Here is a 16097-nt window from a genome sequence, read left to right as displayed (position 1 = left end):
TCTTAAAACAATTATTTCATTGTTTTTTTTATACTTTTTGCCCCAAGTTTAGGAAATATTTGCATGATTGCGCCAATACAATATGTATAAATTCCTGTTACCGAAATTCCTATTTTAACCCAATAGGGAGCCTCTAGTTGATAAAAGAAGGCAGAAATACCAAAAAAACACCATAAGAGAAAAATGGGAAAATTAATTCTACGTAAACGAAGTACTCTTACTGGATGAATAAAATAAATTGGCAAAAAAGATATAATCGCCGATAGAACAATAATGATAAAAGTAATCCACTCTCCTGGTCTGACGACAAAAAGCGTAAAAATCATCATATTCCAAACAACAGGAAATCCTTTAAAAAAGTTTTCTTTGGTTTTCATACTAGTATCTGCATAATAAATAGCAGATGAAATAACAATAATTGCACTCAATGAAAATGATAACCCTACCCCCATGAAACCACTTTGATAGAGTGCAAAGGCAGGAATTAAGACATAAGTCACGTAATCAATAATATTATCTAACAGCTCTCCAGACCATGTTGGAAGAACGTACTTAACATCAAGTTTGCGTGCAATTGGTCCATCTATACCATCAACGAGAAGAGCAAGCCCAAGCCAACAGAACATAGCTGTCCATTCTTTTTGAGAGGCTGATATAAGAGAAAGAAACGCTAAAAATGATCCCGAAGCTGTTAGTAAATGAACGGAAAAGGCCTTTGCTTGTGGCATTGTTACTTTTTTATGGCGTAATAATTTAGCATTTGTTTTGATTTTCTTTGTTAATTTACGTTTCAAGGTTTTCTTATCCTCGTTTTTAAAGTCTTCAACCATCTATCAATACGCCATTTTTTAACGATGATATAACTCAGCATTTAAAAAAATCATAAAAAGGTTACTTTTTTATATCGCATTATTTATTACATACTATAATAATAGAAGAGCTTCATATAATAAAAAGAGAGAGATCATTTGGAAATGTTAAAATATTTTCTCAATGAATAAAGGTTCAAATCGTTGTGATATTTGAAAAGGAAGAGCATAAAGATATTGCTGTTATTGGTGCAGGTCCTGTCGGAATGTTAGCCGCGCTGAGTCTTGCACAGAAGGGACTTTCTGTTTTTCTTGTTGGGCCCCCTGCTCATACAGATGAGTTACGGACAACGGCTCTTATGATGCCTGCAATACGCATGCTTCAAAAACTCAATATTTGGGATAATCTTCAAAAACATGCAGCTGCTTTATCGTCCATGAGAATTATAGATATAACTTCTAGAATTGTGCATGCTCCTACGGTGCATTTTTCTTCTACTGAAATTGGCGAAAAAGCTTTTGGCTATAATATACCTAATGTAAAATTGAACAGTGCTTTAGTCGACGCTGTTACACATACGCCCAATATTACAAGATTTGTTTCTGCAGCCAAATCTGTTCATCACACAAAAAACCATGTATGCATTACTCTTGCTGATCATAGAATTATTCAAGCACCACTTGTTGTTGCAGCTGATGGACGTCACTCTCTTACACGTGCCGCAGCAGGGATAAGTGTCAAACAGTGGAATTATCCCCAAAAAGCACTTGTTCTCAACTTTTCTCATGAGTTTTCTCATCAAAATACATCAACTGAATTTCATACAGAACACGGTCCATTTACACAGGTTCCACTACCAGGACGAAGATCTAGTCTTGTATGGGTTGTTCATCCTTCTCGCGCTGAGGAATTATTAAATATAGAACCAAAAACAATTGCAAAAATGATCGAAAACCAAATGCAATCAATGCTTGGAAAGCTAAGCTTAGAAACATCAATTCAAGTATGGCCGCTTTTCGGACTTCTTTCTCATCATTTTGCTGCTAATCGAACAATTTTAGTGGGTGAAGCCGCTCATGTTTTTCCCCCTATTGGAGCACAGGGATTGAATTTAGGATTCCGTGATGTCCAAACTTTAATTGATATTTTACCCAATAAAATATCCAATTCTAACTCTGAAATGATTGTTGCACATTATAACAAATGCCGCAAACCAGATATATTAATCCGAAGTGGAGCTGTTCATACACTGAACTCTGCTCTACTTTCTCATATGTTGCCTGTTCATATCATACGAAGCATTGGGCTTGGTTTGTTGCATAGTTTCCCACCATTACGTAATTTATTTATGCGCGAAGGAATGTATCCCGGTTATGGATTTAAGGAAATTATGCAAATATTTCCAACAAAATCATCAAAACAGCTCTACTAAGCAATAATGGATAATAACGTAAAATAATAAATTGCATTTTGAATCATATCTATTACTGATATAAAAAATATTTTTGTTCTTTCTAAGAAGTAACAAATTATATTAAAATAATTAATTATATTTATTTGATTTATTTATAATAATAACATGTGTAATTAATATAACTGTAAATTATTTTTATTAAAAATTATTATATATATTTAGTATGTTGATATGAAATAAGAGAAAACTGAATTATAGACTACAAATTAAATTATAAAGATATCTTGCTAAATTATATCTGTTAAATTTAGAACTATAAATAAAATGAAAAATAATACCGTTTTGAAAAATTTATTTTATTAAATTAATTTTAATAAGAAAATAAATAAAAACAGTTTTATTTAATCAATATATTTTCAAAAATTTTTATTGTTAAGTATAATATTAAAAATAAAATCATCTTTGGAACCTGTTAGTAACACAGAGGTTAATGAAGTGTTGTTTCAACAAATGGTAACAAGATGACACTAAATAATTTTTTGAAATTAAGTACTTTTTTTATAATGATTGCATGTGTCTCGTTGATAGTCACGACTTCAATAAGTGAAGTTTTTCACCTTCCTTATTGTCAAACCTTTACCTATAGCTCTACTCAAAAGGTCACTAAAATAGGTCAGAACTCATTTACTGCTTCACAAGTTAAAAATTGTCTTATGCAAAATGGTTTTGAGAATATTAAACGATTGCGCTTAGATGACAATGGTATCTGGCGTGCTTTAGTAAAATTTAAAAAGTCCCATTTTTTCGTATCCGTTGACTATTCAGGAACAGTTAGCATTCAAAATGAAAGAAAAGAATATGATTGATTTAAAAACTTACAGCAACGTTTCTTTTCACAGCTGTAAGAAAAAAAAATTAAAAAAGTACTGCCATTCTATTAAAGAATTTTCTTTCATTGGCGGTTTAAATGGTAGCATATCAGGAGCTATCGCGGCAACTCTTGCAGCTTATGGTTATATTGCTCTTCCAGGATTTGGTCCAGTTATCGCAATGGGTATAGGAGTAGCACTTTCTTCCGGAATAATAATAGGAGCACTGATAGGATCAGGAATGGGAGGGAGTGTCGGTATATGCTGTATTTTATTGGGAAATTTATATGAATCATAATAATTTTTTCTCTTATAAATTTCATAATGAATAGAAATTTCTCGTCATTTTTTCTATGAAAAACAATTAAATCATCAACAAATTATATGTTCTTTTTTTGATGAAACGATCATCATATTGTAAATGAAATAATAGCTAACTTACTAAAATTCCTTATTTAATTTCTTATTATACCTCAAAAAGTAGATTTTTTAAAAGCATCTCTTGAAGAAATGTAAGTGAGATATAATTATCCATCCATAAAAGCTGTATTTTTTATAGATCAAAAAATAAAAGTTATGTTCAGAAATATATATAAACACACTTTAATTTATTTGCTCTTTCTAATAACAGAATATTTCTATGTAAATTATTTTTCTTAAAGTTAAATTTAAGACATTTATATAATATATCATTAATATAGATTGTTATTTATAGACAACAATATATTAAAATATAAGTATAAAGGTATTTTATGAAAAAAATATTATTATCATTATTGTTTTTTATGGCATTTTTAATTCATAAAAATTCTGCATTAGCACTATCAAAACAAGTAAATATTTATAAATTAAAATATAACAATTCCAAAAAGGCTATTGGTAGCATTAAAATTGAAGAAACCACATACGGTTTGATTTTCATCCCTAATTTATCTACTTTATCAGAAGGAATGCATGGTTTTCATGTACATGTAAATCCTTCATGTGATACAAAAGATGGCATAATTGGTGGAAGCGCAGGTGGACATTATGATCCGGAACATACCGGAAAACATTTAGGACCTTATAATGTCAATGGTCATCTTGGTGATTTACCAGCACTTTATGTTGATAAGCAGGGATATGCCATAATGAGCGTTCTTGCTCCACGATTAAAAAAAATCTCTGAAATTAAAGGGCGCTCTTTAGTCATTCATTTAGGGGCTGATAATCAATCAGATAAACCATTACCGCTTGGCGGAGGTGGTGCACGTTTAGCGTGCGGTATTATTGAAAAATAAAGAGAGTATTGTGGCAGACTGAGACAGTACACACTCCCTTTACCATAAGGTGTGAGAGAAATTTATTTTTTAAATCTATTTCAAGAAATTGAGTAAACTGTGTGAATATTTTATAAAATTAATGTTTTTTTGAATGTTTAGTTCGGATAACAAAAAGCTTAATAATCATCAAAACGAACAGCAATGGAAATTAAAGAAATAGTAGTGTAAATTCTCCGTAAGAAGACTTCAATATGAGGAAGTAATATTTTCCATGCTTGATGTAAAAAAGCAAAAAAGTCGAATTTCACTCTCTATAATAAAAAATTTATAATAAATTATAATCATTAAGTCTAGTATCTAATGGAATCACGCTCAATGCACAAAATATAACAGGTCTAAAACAGAATTTTTACTCTTCCCCTACTCAACCCTACTCATGAGGTACGTGAGAAAAATTTTAATTGATACAATATCAATATAATAAGTCAAACAAAATAATTAGAGTAATTTTTCATCACTCTGAAAAAAGGCTTTTAAATAATAGAGTCTTTTTAAAAATACTCCTCATAGATACATACGATCCCAATCTAGTGGACGCATCTCACCAGTTTGATAAAATTGACGAATGAGCTTAATATAATCAAGAAAATCTTTGTTTTCCTCCACTAATCTATTAGCAGTATCCCAATCAATATCACTACGTTCTTTGGCAGGAATTAAGATTTCACTCTCGGAAGAGTTTTCCTTATTAAGTCTTATAAATCCAATTCCATGCAAACTTGAAAGCATCCGAAGCTCTTTTAATGTATCAACTCCTTCAATTTCACTAGCAACTAAATAACTCAAATTAGCCCATGAAGAATTACTAACTGTTTGAAAAAATGCTTTTCGTAAATTTGAACGATTGATGAGAATTTTTACTTCAAAAGACCAAAGCTTTGTCTTTTTATCAAAATATTGCAAAACACAGTCTTTGATTTCACGATTCCATTCCTTGCTTAAATCTTGCATCCCTACGAGATCTGGATAAAGCCATTTATTTCCGCCTGCACCATGTTTATTACGAGAACATTTCTCATTAATGCGCTTGCTATAAACTGCAAGCTCTGACCATAAAAATTTAGATAATAATGGATAAAGATCATGCTCTTTAACAGAGCCATCTTCTGTTCTACTCTTTGCATTGTCCTCTATTGTATCAATTTCAGCACTATCTGTTTGTTCAGTAAAATAATATTGTCGCGGTCGTCCTTCAGTGGTTTTAATTTCTGAATAACGCTTTTGTAACTGAGGGCGTTTTGCCCCTATTTCAGCAACAATTTGCTGAATAAGAGCTGCATCACTATTAAGGGGAGTGATTATTGCCGTTGAATTCTTTTGTTTTTGACGGCATTTTTCTGGGTAATTTTCAAATATCCATTGAGCAATTTCTCGAGCTGTAAACTTTTTTGTCGGGTTTTTCTTTAAAAAATTAAAAACAGTGTTTGTTAAATTTAAAGTCATATGAAAAACTCCCCCTTTTATCCTCTGGGTATTTCATTATATTCAGGCGTTTTAAATGAAAGAACAATAAACTGTTTAAGTTTTTTAAAAAAAGAACATTTATCAAATTACTCAATAAAATTAAAATATTTTTTTTAATTTATAACTATAACTCAAAGATCTTTTCACATAACGAAAATAAGATTGTACTTTTATAAAAAATTGTAAATGTGCTACAAATCCCCATACAAAAGCATAATCTTGTATAACTTTTCTATACATTTTTCTTTTAACGTCGTTAGAAAAAAGTTAAAATAATTATTCAAACATTTGATTAAACCTCACACCCGTCAATTAAAAAACTTAAGTGTTTTATTTTTGAAGCAAAAAGTTATAAGCTCTCAAGTATAGATTCTGAAATGGTAAACTCTGCACACAAACCTTCAAAACTACTATTTGCTTTAATAGCATCATGGGGAATAAGAACATAATACCATTTTTTATCGCCATAAGTCGCCGCATAGCGCGTTGCATGACAACACCATTGAACTGCAGCTTCTCTCTTTTTTAAAACAATAGGATTTTGCATTTCAGAGGCTTTTTTAGGCTCACAAAGATATTTGGCATCCTTCGTTTCTACAACAAAGTCTGGTTCATAGATTGATCCTTTATCATATTCTATCTTGAAAAAACCTCGAGCGGGTTTCATCCATTTCAAGACTTGTGCATCATCCTCTAATATTTGAGCAAATCGTAATTCCCCTTCTACTGAATCAAACTTTTGTAAAGGATAACAGCATTTTCTAAAGCCGCTGAATACAAGTTTTTTAATATCGCTTTTAATGGCAGGAATATTACGAAAATCAAGAGGAGACGTCCCTTGCGGCAACACATAATGGATAGGTTGTAAAATTGTAAAACCTCGTGTAACTTTAACCGCATAATCTTTTTGCGTTTCCCATTGATGTTCTCTTAATTGCGCAACAATAAAACTAGTAAGCTTGTGCTGATAGTGAATTAATACGTTCTCAACAGCTGTATCATTGGGTAAATAAGATCGGAAATGTTCTACTATCTGACTAGCTAATTTTCGTAATAAGAGCGTATGGTTATCATAATCGACAAAGTCATTATCAATCAAACCACGAATGATATAGTTTTCAAGATAAGGCTCTTTGACATATTCATTCTTAGATGTGAGAAAAATGCTTTTATGGGTACGCAATTCTCGAATTAAAAGTTCTTTACTAACAGGTTGAAAATTTAAGTTTTCTAAATTTTCCAAATCAAAATCATAAAAACCATAAGTAACATCACGCGAAGGAATGAGTATAATATTTGGAATATTTATTATAAATTCTGTTAATTGTTTTGTCAGAATTGTCACCACTTTTGATACAAGAGACTTTTGTGATGAAGGCTTAATATTCATAACTTTATTAGCAATTTTTTCTTGCATCTGTGCAGAACAAAGCATTTGAGAACTTGGCAATTTATCATTCTCTTTGATAAGATCCCACGCGATCGCTGCAATATCTTGCTCTTCAGGTGTTAATGTAGGGGAATCTGTATGACGTAATATGATACCTTGTAAATCAGAAAATGCTCCATTTATATCGGAATTACGTATTACCATCGTTTGCATCAATAAAGCTTCTACTTGACTTGGAACTGTCACTATATCGGTCTTTTCAAAGGGGATATTCCCTCCTGTTCCAATCTCAATATGCTTTTTTATAATTGAGTTTGGATCGTTTGCACGATCAATAATATCTTGAAAACGATCATGCGCAATAATTGTTAAACGATCAATAGCTTCCACGCCTGTTCTATACCCATAAGGCAAACGCAATCCACGCCCAATTGTTTGCTCTGTTAAAATTTCTGAAGCCGATGCACGCAACGGTACAATAGTATAGAGATTCGTAACATCCCACCCCTCCTTTAATTTATTAACGTGAATAACAATTTCTGTTGAGTCATGAGAATCTTCAATTGCAATCAGCTTTTGAATATTTTGATCTTCTTCTATATTCGACTGTTTTGTATGAATCTCTATAACTTTTCCCTTATAAGCTCCTGCAAAAAAATCATCTGATTCCAATAAATCACGCAATTTCTGTGCATGATTTGTATCTTGAGCGACAACTAAAATAAAAGGCTTAACGAACTTTCTGTTATAATCTTTTGCATAGACAATTAAATCTGCTTTCACGTTTTCATGGGCATGAATTGCATCTTGTAATTTGATATGTTCTAATTGTTCAGATGTATAATTTTGAGGTTGAAAATCTTTACGTGTAGCAACAGCAGGCTCTTTTACAAAACCATCTCTCATAGCCTCTGCAAGTGAATAACTATAGACAACATTTTTAAAATCTACGGGTTTTGCACCTATTGTTTTTGGTGTCGCTGTAAGCTCTATTCCTAAAACAGGTTTTAACTCATTAATTGCTGCCGCACCAGCAGAAGCTCGATAACGATGTGCTTCATCCATTAACAAAACTAAATCAGGAAGATTTGCGAGATAATCAAAATAACTTTCACCAATCGTTTCTTGTAAGCGTTTAATTCGCGGAATACTAGATTTTAGTGCGCCTTTTTTATTATCCGTTGTATTAATTTTAGAAATATTAAAAATATTGATAAAGGCCGTATCTCCATTCTCAAACAAACGCTTTTGTCCTTGAATATGGTGTTCATCAACGCGAATACCTTTACCACTTTCATAATCTTCACCTGTAATAATAACGGGTCTATTGGCAATAAATTCACTCATTCCACTGAAAACATACTTCGGACTTTGGGGACTAAAATCCTGTTTTAACTTTTCATAAATAGTCAAATTTGGCGCTAAAACAAAAAAATGGCGACTATGACCTGTTAAATAAAGATAGCTGATAAAAGCCCCCATAAGTCGCGTTTTCCCAACACCCGTTGCTAAGGCAAAACAAAAAGAGGGAAAATTTCGTTCAAAATCTTGTACAGAAGGATAAAGATTTTTTATCACTTCTAACTCTGTAACAAAATCAGCATTTTTAGAAAGCTCTATATTTTCTAAGATTTTTACCAAAATATTTAAAGATTCACGTTGAGGATCACGTAACGATAAGCGAGCAGAAATCCTTTTTTTAACAGTGTTCATGAAAAACTCCGCTTTTTATATATTATTCAAATAGATCTAATTCTGCTTGCGCAATATCTTTATTTTTGCTGTTTTCTTTTACCACAATCACTGGTTCAAGATTGGCTACATTTAAACTGTAATCGTCCCTTCCCCATTCGCATTTTTCTAATATTGCACGGGGGATTTTAGTGAGTGTCAGATTTTCAAAGGATGCTGATTTTGTATCAAAGGCTGTACCACAAATCAGCAACGTGCGATGAGAGCCTACCTCTTCACTCATTATACGGAGTTGTTCATGGGTCATAGCGCTTGTTGTGACATAAATATAATCTGTTTCGGTTGAATACCCTTGCATCCAATAATGATTTTCATCAGGTGCGTAGGTAAATCCCATATGTTTGCACATGGCTTCTGATAGCATGGCAGCATTATATTCGCGACTAATAATCCATTGTCCCCATGGATCTTTTTGCAACAGGGAAGGTGCAAGGCGATAATAACGGAATCCCCCGCCACCTTGCCAATTGACACTTTTGGAAATTCCCCCTTGATCAGTTCCATCAATGACTTGTTTTAAACGAGGGATAATGTGGGTGTGACAATGCTCACCAAGTTCAATCATAATCCACTTCCTTCCCATTTTATGGGCAACAGCACCGGTTGTGCCAGAACCAGCAAAAGAATCCAGTACAAGATCACCGGGATTAGTGGCAAGTTGAATAATGCGTTCCATTAAACGTTCCGGTTTAGGAGTTGTAAAGACACTATCAAAATTGAAGACTTTGGCTTCTTTTTTTGCATCTTGATTATGGCCAACTTCCTGATAAGGCCAAATGGTCATTGAAACCATACCATTTTTTACCTCTGATAAAAAACGTTTCATAGAAGGAACATTACTTCCTGTTGGACCAAACCAAATACGATTATCATTCAATAATTCAAAGAATTTTTTTTTATTCATAGCCCAACTTCTACCATTAGGAGGCATTACCTTGCGTCCAGAAGGTGTGATGATTTCATAAATATCCTTAGGTGTTACTCTTTTTACAGATAAATCTCCAGATTTCCAAGGACCGCGAGGATCATTATCAGGATTTTTATAGCGCGCATCCATATCGCTTGAACGAGGAAGCAATTGAGGGCGCCAAATCGTTTTATCTTTAGCATAAACCATTATAAAATCATGATTATCAGAAAGCCATTTTGTATCATTTTGTGGAGCATATTTCTTTTGCCAAATAATATTGTTGATGAAATTTTGGCGACCAAAAATTTCATCCATCATCACTTTAAGATAGGCTTGTTCATCATCATCAATTGATATCCAGATACTTCCATCATCCGCCAGTAAATGATGTAACAATTCTAGCCTGTCTCTCATAAGGCTGAGCCATATGGAATGCTCTAAACCATCTTCATAATGTTCAAAGGCATTGCCTGTATTATAAGGCGGATCGATATAGATACATTTTACCTTCCCCATATATTCTTGTTCAAGCGCTTTGAGTGCGAGTAAATTATCACCAAAAATGAGTTTATTATCAAAAATATCTTGGGATGATATTTGATGCGAAGCGTGATAAGATTTTTCAAGATCTTCCAATAAAATACGAGGCTCTAGTTTTGGGCGTTTTTCTTTTCCAATCCAAGTGAGTTCTAGTTTTTGTTTATTATAACTCATGCGATCGTCCTTAAATTTAAACGCTTATGAAAAGTAAACAGCTTATTCATGAATGGCTAAATTAGAGTCTCTTAACAATACTTTTAGTACCATCCGACAGCAATTTGAGCTTCTTCTGACATACAATCAGGTGTCCATGGTGGATCAAAAGTCATAGTGACTTCAACATACGAAACCCCTTCAACTGCACTGACTGCATTTTCTACCCACCCCGGCATTTCACCTGCAACAGGACATCCCGGTGCTGTAAGAGTCATTTCAATTTTTACTGAACGATCATCTTCAATATCAATACGATAAATCAGTCCTAGCTCATAAATATCAGCAGGAATCTCTGGGTCATAAACTGTTTTGAGAGCAGCAATAATATCATTTGTCATACGATCAATTTCGTCTGCTGGCATTGCTGATATGTAAGATTTTTTATTTTCGCTTACAGTTTCAACGGATTCTGTAGAATGACGCTCTTCAATTGATTCAGCCATTAAAAAATGTCCTTGTTTCTTGCAATGCTTCTACTAATTGATCTATATCCTCTTGAGTGTTATACATGGCTAACGATGCGCGGCAAATAGATGTTAGACCAAAGCGCTGTAATAAAGGCTGTGCACAATGAGTTCCCGCACGTATTGCAACCCCTTTTCTATCAATAAACATAGCGATATCATGGGCGTGAATCCCTTCAATTATAAATGATATAATAGCTCCTTTATTGGGAGAATGACCATAAATACGCAATGACTCAACCATTTTAAGTTTTTCCTGCGCATAAGCTAAAAGGGACCTCTCATGGGCATGAATCGTGTTACGACCTTTCTCTTGTATATAATCAATAGCCGCAGTTAATCCAATAGCTTCAACGATAGGAGGAGTGCCTGCTTCAAAACGGTAAGGAGGAGCATTATAAAAAACCTTATCGGTTGTTACCTCCTCGATCATTTCCCCTCCCCCTTGAAAAGGACGCATTTCTTCTAACCTATCTTCTTTACCATACAAAACACCAATACCAGTGGGTCCATAAAGCTTATGACCTGTAAAGACATACCAATCACAATTGAGATCTTGCACATCAACGGTTAAATGTACTGCTCCTTGAGAACCATCAACAAGAACCGGAATAGAATTTTGATGTGCTAGTTTAATAATCTCTTTAACAGGAGGCACAGTTCCTAATATATTGGACATATGCGTTATAGCAACAAGCCGCGTTTTTTCGCTTAAAGCCTTTTGGAAATCTTCAATGTGCAGAACACCATTTTCATCGACAGGAACAAAAATAAGTTTAACACCTTTTTGTTCACGGAGAAAATGCCAAGGAATAATATTTGAATGATGTTCCATGATCGTTAGAACAATCTCATCACCTTCCTTGAGTTTTGGCATCGCCCAACCATAAGCAACAGTATTAATAGCTTCTGTTGCATTTTTCGTAAAAACAATTTCTTCAGCTTTTTGAGCATTTAGAAAAACACGAACGGTTTCACGAGAATTTTCATAGGATTGTGTTGCTATATTGGCTAAAAAATACATTCCCCTATGCACATTAGCATAACTATAGTGATAATAATTATTCATTGCATTGAGTACTGACATTGGTTTTTGGGCAGAAGCACTACTATCAAGATATGCTAATCGCTTTCCATAAACTTGATGGTGCAAAATAGGAAAATCACGCCGAATTTCTTCGACATTATAAGTAAATGTTTGTACGTTATTTTCCATTTTTTCTACCTTAAACATTTTTTTCAAGCCATTTACTAATGATATTCTCCAAAACGATTTGAATATTATCTTGCTTGATGTCATCAATGAGCTCAGAGATAAATCCTTTAATCAAAAGTGCTCGCGCCGTTTTAAATGGGATACCACGTGTCATAAGATAAAAAAGATAATCATGATTAATATTAGCAACTGTTGCACCATGACCACATGCAACATCATCAGCAAAAATCTCCAGTTCAGGCTTTGCATTAAATTCTGCATCATCTGAAAGAATAAGGCTATTACAAGCCATGCGTGCATCTGTTTTTTGCGCTTTTTGAGAAACACGTATTATTCCTTGGAAAACACCAACAGCCTTATCTGTAACCACATTGCGTATAATTTCGGTTGATGTTGATTTTTCTTCCACGTGACGAACAGTCATTGTAAGATCACTATGTGTTTGTCCTGATAATAAATTTATGACGCGTAATTGAAAATCAGATTCTTCTCCCTGTAATTCAATATCGATTTCTTGGCGATTTAATTGACTCCCTATATTAATGACATAAAGTGATAACTTCGCTCTTTGATCAAGAACAGCACAAAATCGACCAAATTGTGTAGAATTAAAATCACGATTGCGAATGAGAATCCACGTAACATCACTATCAGCAGCAACATTTAATGAAAATATTGAACTGACAAAGGTATCTTTATCATTGCCAACCTGATGTTCAATAAACATAACTTGACTATTTTTATCAACTTTTATATCCGAAAAAATATGAGATTGTCCCCCCATTTGTATATTTTGTAATTCAATGGGGATATTTAACTTTGTATTTTCAGGGATGTGAAAAAGCCAACCATCTGTAACAAAAGCTGTATTTAACTGTCCAATAAAATCTTCATCAGAAATGTTTTGATTTATCTGTACAGAATTATCTTCTAATGCGTCTGAAAGGCGTTTTACTGCAATGTTGTCTACCTTTGACTCTATCGATGTTTTTCCATTGTTTATGGAGAAAACAGCACTTTCTGAAAGCAATGCATCAACCAATTGATTGTCTTGAACTTTTGAAAAATTGCTAATAGACTTCAGTAAGGTACGCAGATTGGTATAATGCCAACTTTCGATTTTACGGGAAGGAAGCCGTGTCGTTTGAAACTGCTCAATAGTTTTCTTGCGGATTTCCTGTACAGCTTTATCACCAGGTAAGTGGTTTACATACTGATTAAAATTACTGAGTATATTTTCTTCAACCGCTAACAAGTTTTGCTGTGCATTCATATTTAATAACCTCAAACCGCTTCCCTAATAAGATCAGCATACCCATTTTCCTCTAAATAAAGCGCTAAGGATTTATCACCGCTTTTGATAATTTGTCCTTTATAAAGAACATGTACCGTATCAGGAATAATATAATTAAGCAGCCGTTGATAATGGGTAATCACCAAAAATGAACGTTTTGAATCCCGAAGTTTATTAACACCATCTGCAACAATTTTTAGTGCATCAATATCTAAGCCAGAATCCGTTTCATCTAAAATGCAAAGTGTAGGTTCAAGAAGTGCCATTTGTAAAATTTCAGCGCGTTTTTTTTCTCCACCTGAAAAACCTACATTTAATGGACGCTTTAGCATATCCATATCTATTTCAAGTTTGGCTGAAACTTCTTTAACACATTTTATAAATTCAGGAATTTTAAGTTCTTCGTCACCTCGCGCTTTGCGTTGAGAATTCATCGCAACTTTTAAAAATTCCATTGTTGCTACCCCTGGTATTTCCATTGGATATTGAAATGCAAGAAAAACACCATATGCAGCACGTTCTGCTGGATCCATTTCTAAAAGTGATTGTCCATTATAGAGAATATCTCCTTCTGTTATTTCATAATCATCACGACCAGCAAGCAAATAAGATAAAGTTGATTTTCCGGCTCCATTTTGTCCCATGATAGCGGCAACTTCTCCATCTTGAACTGTCAAGTTTAAACCACGAATAATTTCTGTATCGGTTTCAGCAATACGGGCGTACAAATTTTTGATCTCTAACATAATTTAATCCTGTTTTGGCTGTTTTTCAGATATCAATGCGTATTATTTTACCTTAGCATCCATCTACTTTTGTAATTACCATAGAGGTCATTTTTAGCATTATGTGCTACCGTTACAGCCTTTTTACATAAAGTCTTCTATTTATCTAATTAAATAAAATTATCCAACACTACCTTCAAGGCTAATACTAATAAGCTTTTGTGCTTCGACAGCAAATTCCATGGGAAGTTTTTGAATGACCTCTTTTACAAAACCATTTACAATTAATGCGATAGCTTCTTCTTCCGGAATTCCTCTTTGCATAACATAAAAAAGTTGGTCATCAGAAATTTTTGATGTTGTGGCTTCATGTTCAAACTGAGCTGTTGCATTTTTTGCTTCAATATAAGGAACTGTATGCGCACCACAATCATTTCCGATTAACAAACTATCACATTGCGTAAAGTTACGCGCATTTTGTGCTTTTCGATGCGCTGTGACTTGTCCCCGATAAGTGTTATTTGAAAAACCTGCAGAAATACCTTTGGAAATAATGCGACTGGATGTATTCTCTCCCAAATGAATCATTTTTGTACCAGAATCAATTTGTTGATAACCGTTTGCAACAGCAATAGAATAAAATTCTCCACGCGCATTATTACCACGGAGTAAGCAGGATGGATATTTCCAAGTAATCGCAGAACCGGTTTCAACTTGTGTCCATGAAATTTTAGAGCTATCACCTCGACAATCTCCACGCTTCGTCACAAAATTATAAATACCGCCCTTGCCATCTTTATCGCCAGGATACCAGTTTTGTACTGTAGAATATTTAATCTCTGCATTTTCAAGGGCAATAAGCTCAACAACAGCAGCATGAAGTTGGTTTTCATCACGTTGGGGTGCTGTACACCCTTCAAGATAAGAAACATAGGAATCTTCAGCGGCAATAATCAATGTTCGTTCAAATTGGCCAGTGTTGCGTTCATTAATCCTAAAATAAGTTGAAAGCTCCATAGGACAACGAACCCCTTTGGGAATATAAACAAATGAACCATCTGTAAAGACAGCAGCATTTAAGGCCGCATAATAATTATCACTTATAGGTACAACTGTTCCTAAATATTCTTTAATAAGCTCAGAATGTTCAATAATCGCCTCTGAAATAGAACAAAAAATCACACCGGCGCGTGCCAGCTCTTTTTTGAATGTTGTTACAACAGAAACAGAATCAAAGACTGCATCAACAGCCACCTGCCCCGATACAGACATACTGTCATCAAAAGTGGAGGGATCAGACTGTTTTCTTACTCCTGCCAAAATCTCTTGTTCTTTAAGGGGAATGCCAAGTTTTTCGTACGTTGCTAATAACTCAGGATCCACTTCATCCAAAGATTTTGGTCCTGTATGATTTTTGGGAGCAGCATAATAATAAAGCTCCTGAAAATCAATTTTAGGATATTCAAGACGCGCCCAATGAGGCTCTTGCATTGTCAGCCAACGGCGGTAAGCTTTTAAGCGCCATGTTAGCATCCATTCAGGCTCATTTTTTTTAGCGGAAATAAATTTAATAATATCCTCATTTAAGCCTTTTGGAGCTTTATCGGTTTCAATATTGGTTTCAAAACCATATTTATATTGGTCAACATCTATTTCACGTACTTGGCGTATCGTTTCTTGTACTGCCGGCATCAATTTTCTCCATTTTTTG

General features: G+C 33.8%; 13 protein-coding genes. 4 read left to right on the top strand and 9 right to left on the bottom strand.

What is annotated here, in order from left to right:
• Positions 1-11: 11 nt before the first annotated feature.
• The gene (gene pcsA / locus ACFIM6_RS04965) at positions 12-830 is read right to left on the bottom strand and encodes a phosphatidylcholine synthase (RefSeq protein WP_375611909.1); all 819 of its coding nucleotides are present in this window, start codon (positions 828-830) and stop codon (positions 12-14) included.
• A gap of 185 nt (positions 831-1015) precedes the next feature.
• Between pcsA and ACFIM6_RS04960 the strand changes: the two genes are divergently transcribed.
• The 4 genes from ACFIM6_RS04960 (at position 1016) to sodC (ending at position 4373) form a co-directional block, all read left to right on the top strand.
• Positions 1016-2242: a UbiH/UbiF family hydroxylase gene (locus ACFIM6_RS04960; RefSeq protein WP_375611908.1), complete on the top strand. Its 1227-nt coding sequence runs from the start codon at positions 1016-1018 to the stop codon at positions 2240-2242.
• A gap of 503 nt (positions 2243-2745) precedes the next feature.
• The gene (locus tag ACFIM6_RS04955; protein ID WP_375611907.1) at positions 2746-3090 is read left to right on the top strand and encodes a hypothetical protein; all 345 of its coding nucleotides are present in this window, start codon (positions 2746-2748) and stop codon (positions 3088-3090) included.
• Complete coding sequence (locus tag ACFIM6_RS04950) at positions 3083-3391, top strand: hypothetical protein (protein WP_375611906.1); 309 nt, start codon at positions 3083-3085, stop codon at positions 3389-3391. The genes ACFIM6_RS04955 and ACFIM6_RS04950 overlap by 8 nt, the downstream gene beginning before the upstream one ends.
• A 454-nt stretch (positions 3392-3845) precedes the next feature.
• Complete coding sequence (gene sodC, locus ACFIM6_RS04945; protein WP_375611905.1) at positions 3846-4373, top strand: superoxide dismutase [Cu-Zn] SodC; 528 nt, start codon at positions 3846-3848, stop codon at positions 4371-4373.
• A 546-nt stretch (positions 4374-4919) separates the two neighbouring features.
• Here sodC and ACFIM6_RS04940 read toward each other — a convergent pair.
• The 8 genes from ACFIM6_RS04940 to sufB form a co-directional block, all read right to left on the bottom strand.
• Positions 4920-5858 (bottom strand): COG2958 family protein, encoded by a 939-nt coding sequence (locus tag ACFIM6_RS04940; RefSeq protein WP_375611904.1) that lies wholly within the window; start codon positions 5856-5858, stop codon positions 4920-4922.
• Between the two features lie 370 nt (positions 5859-6228).
• Entirely contained in the window at positions 6229-8982 is a 2754-nt protein-coding gene (locus tag ACFIM6_RS04935; RefSeq protein ID WP_375611903.1) for a DEAD/DEAH box helicase, read from the bottom strand.
• A gap of 22 nt (positions 8983-9004) precedes the next feature.
• A complete protein-coding gene (locus ACFIM6_RS04930; RefSeq protein WP_375611902.1) occupies positions 9005-10645 on the bottom strand; it encodes a site-specific DNA-methyltransferase in 1641 nt (546 codons plus the stop codon).
• An 83-nt stretch (positions 10646-10728) separates the two neighbouring features.
• Positions 10729-11130: an SUF system Fe-S cluster assembly protein gene (locus tag ACFIM6_RS04925; RefSeq protein WP_375611901.1), complete on the bottom strand. Its 402-nt coding sequence runs from the start codon at positions 11128-11130 to the stop codon at positions 10729-10731.
• A complete protein-coding gene (locus ACFIM6_RS04920) occupies positions 11123-12367 on the bottom strand; it encodes a cysteine desulfurase (RefSeq protein ID WP_375611900.1) in 1245 nt (414 codons plus the stop codon). The genes ACFIM6_RS04925 and ACFIM6_RS04920 overlap by 8 nt, the downstream gene beginning before the upstream one ends.
• 10 nt (positions 12368-12377) lie before the next feature.
• On the bottom strand, positions 12378-13640 hold the full coding sequence (gene sufD, locus ACFIM6_RS04915) for a Fe-S cluster assembly protein SufD (protein WP_375611953.1): 1263 nt from the start codon (positions 13638-13640) through the stop codon (positions 12378-12380).
• Positions 13641-13651: 11 nt separating this feature from the next.
• On the bottom strand, positions 13652-14407 hold the full coding sequence (sufC, locus tag ACFIM6_RS04910) for a Fe-S cluster assembly ATPase SufC (RefSeq protein WP_375611899.1): 756 nt from the start codon (positions 14405-14407) through the stop codon (positions 13652-13654).
• Positions 14408-14566: 159 nt separating this feature from the next.
• A complete protein-coding gene (gene sufB, locus ACFIM6_RS04905) occupies positions 14567-16078 on the bottom strand; it encodes a Fe-S cluster assembly protein SufB (protein ID WP_375611898.1) in 1512 nt (503 codons plus the stop codon).
• Positions 16079-16097: the final 19 nt, after the last annotated feature.

The sequence above is a fragment of the Bartonella sp. AA9NXGY genome (genome assembly GCF_042196845.1).
Lineage (GTDB): Bacteria > Pseudomonadota > Alphaproteobacteria > Rhizobiales > Rhizobiaceae > Bartonella.
Note: the sequence above shows the minus strand (reverse complement) of the source record. Positions and strands in the feature narration are given on the sequence as shown.

Excerpts from the sequence above, each read along its gene's own strand:
- sufB (WP_375611898.1), bottom strand. The coding sequence starts at position 16,078 with ATGCCGGCAGTACAAGAAACGATACGCCAAGTACGTGAAATAGATGTT.
- sufC (WP_375611899.1), bottom strand. The coding sequence starts at position 14,407 with ATGTTAGAGATCAAAAATTTGTACGCCCGTATTGCTGAAACCGATACA.
- ACFIM6_RS04950 (WP_375611906.1), top strand. The coding sequence starts at position 3,083 with ATGATTGATTTAAAAACTTACAGCAACGTTTCTTTTCACAGCTGTAAG.
- ACFIM6_RS04925 (WP_375611901.1), bottom strand. The coding sequence starts at position 11,130 with ATGGCTGAATCAATTGAAGAGCGTCATTCTACAGAATCCGTTGAAACT.
- pcsA (WP_375611909.1), bottom strand. The coding sequence starts at position 830 with ATGGTTGAAGACTTTAAAAACGAGGATAAGAAAACCTTGAAACGTAAA.
- sufD (WP_375611953.1), bottom strand. The coding sequence starts at position 13,640 with ATGAATGCACAGCAAAACTTGTTAGCGGTTGAAGAAAATATACTCAGT.
- ACFIM6_RS04920 (WP_375611900.1), bottom strand. The coding sequence starts at position 12,367 with ATGGAAAATAACGTACAAACATTTACTTATAATGTCGAAGAAATTCGG.
- ACFIM6_RS04935 (WP_375611903.1), bottom strand. The coding sequence starts at position 8,982 with ATGAACACTGTTAAAAAAAGGATTTCTGCTCGCTTATCGTTACGTGAT.
- sodC (WP_375611905.1), top strand. The coding sequence starts at position 3,846 with ATGAAAAAAATATTATTATCATTATTGTTTTTTATGGCATTTTTAATT.
- ACFIM6_RS04930 (WP_375611902.1), bottom strand. The coding sequence starts at position 10,645 with ATGAGTTATAATAAACAAAAACTAGAACTCACTTGGATTGGAAAAGAA.
- ACFIM6_RS04955 (WP_375611907.1), top strand. The coding sequence starts at position 2,746 with ATGACACTAAATAATTTTTTGAAATTAAGTACTTTTTTTATAATGATT.
- ACFIM6_RS04940 (WP_375611904.1), bottom strand. The coding sequence starts at position 5,858 with ATGACTTTAAATTTAACAAACACTGTTTTTAATTTTTTAAAGAAAAAC.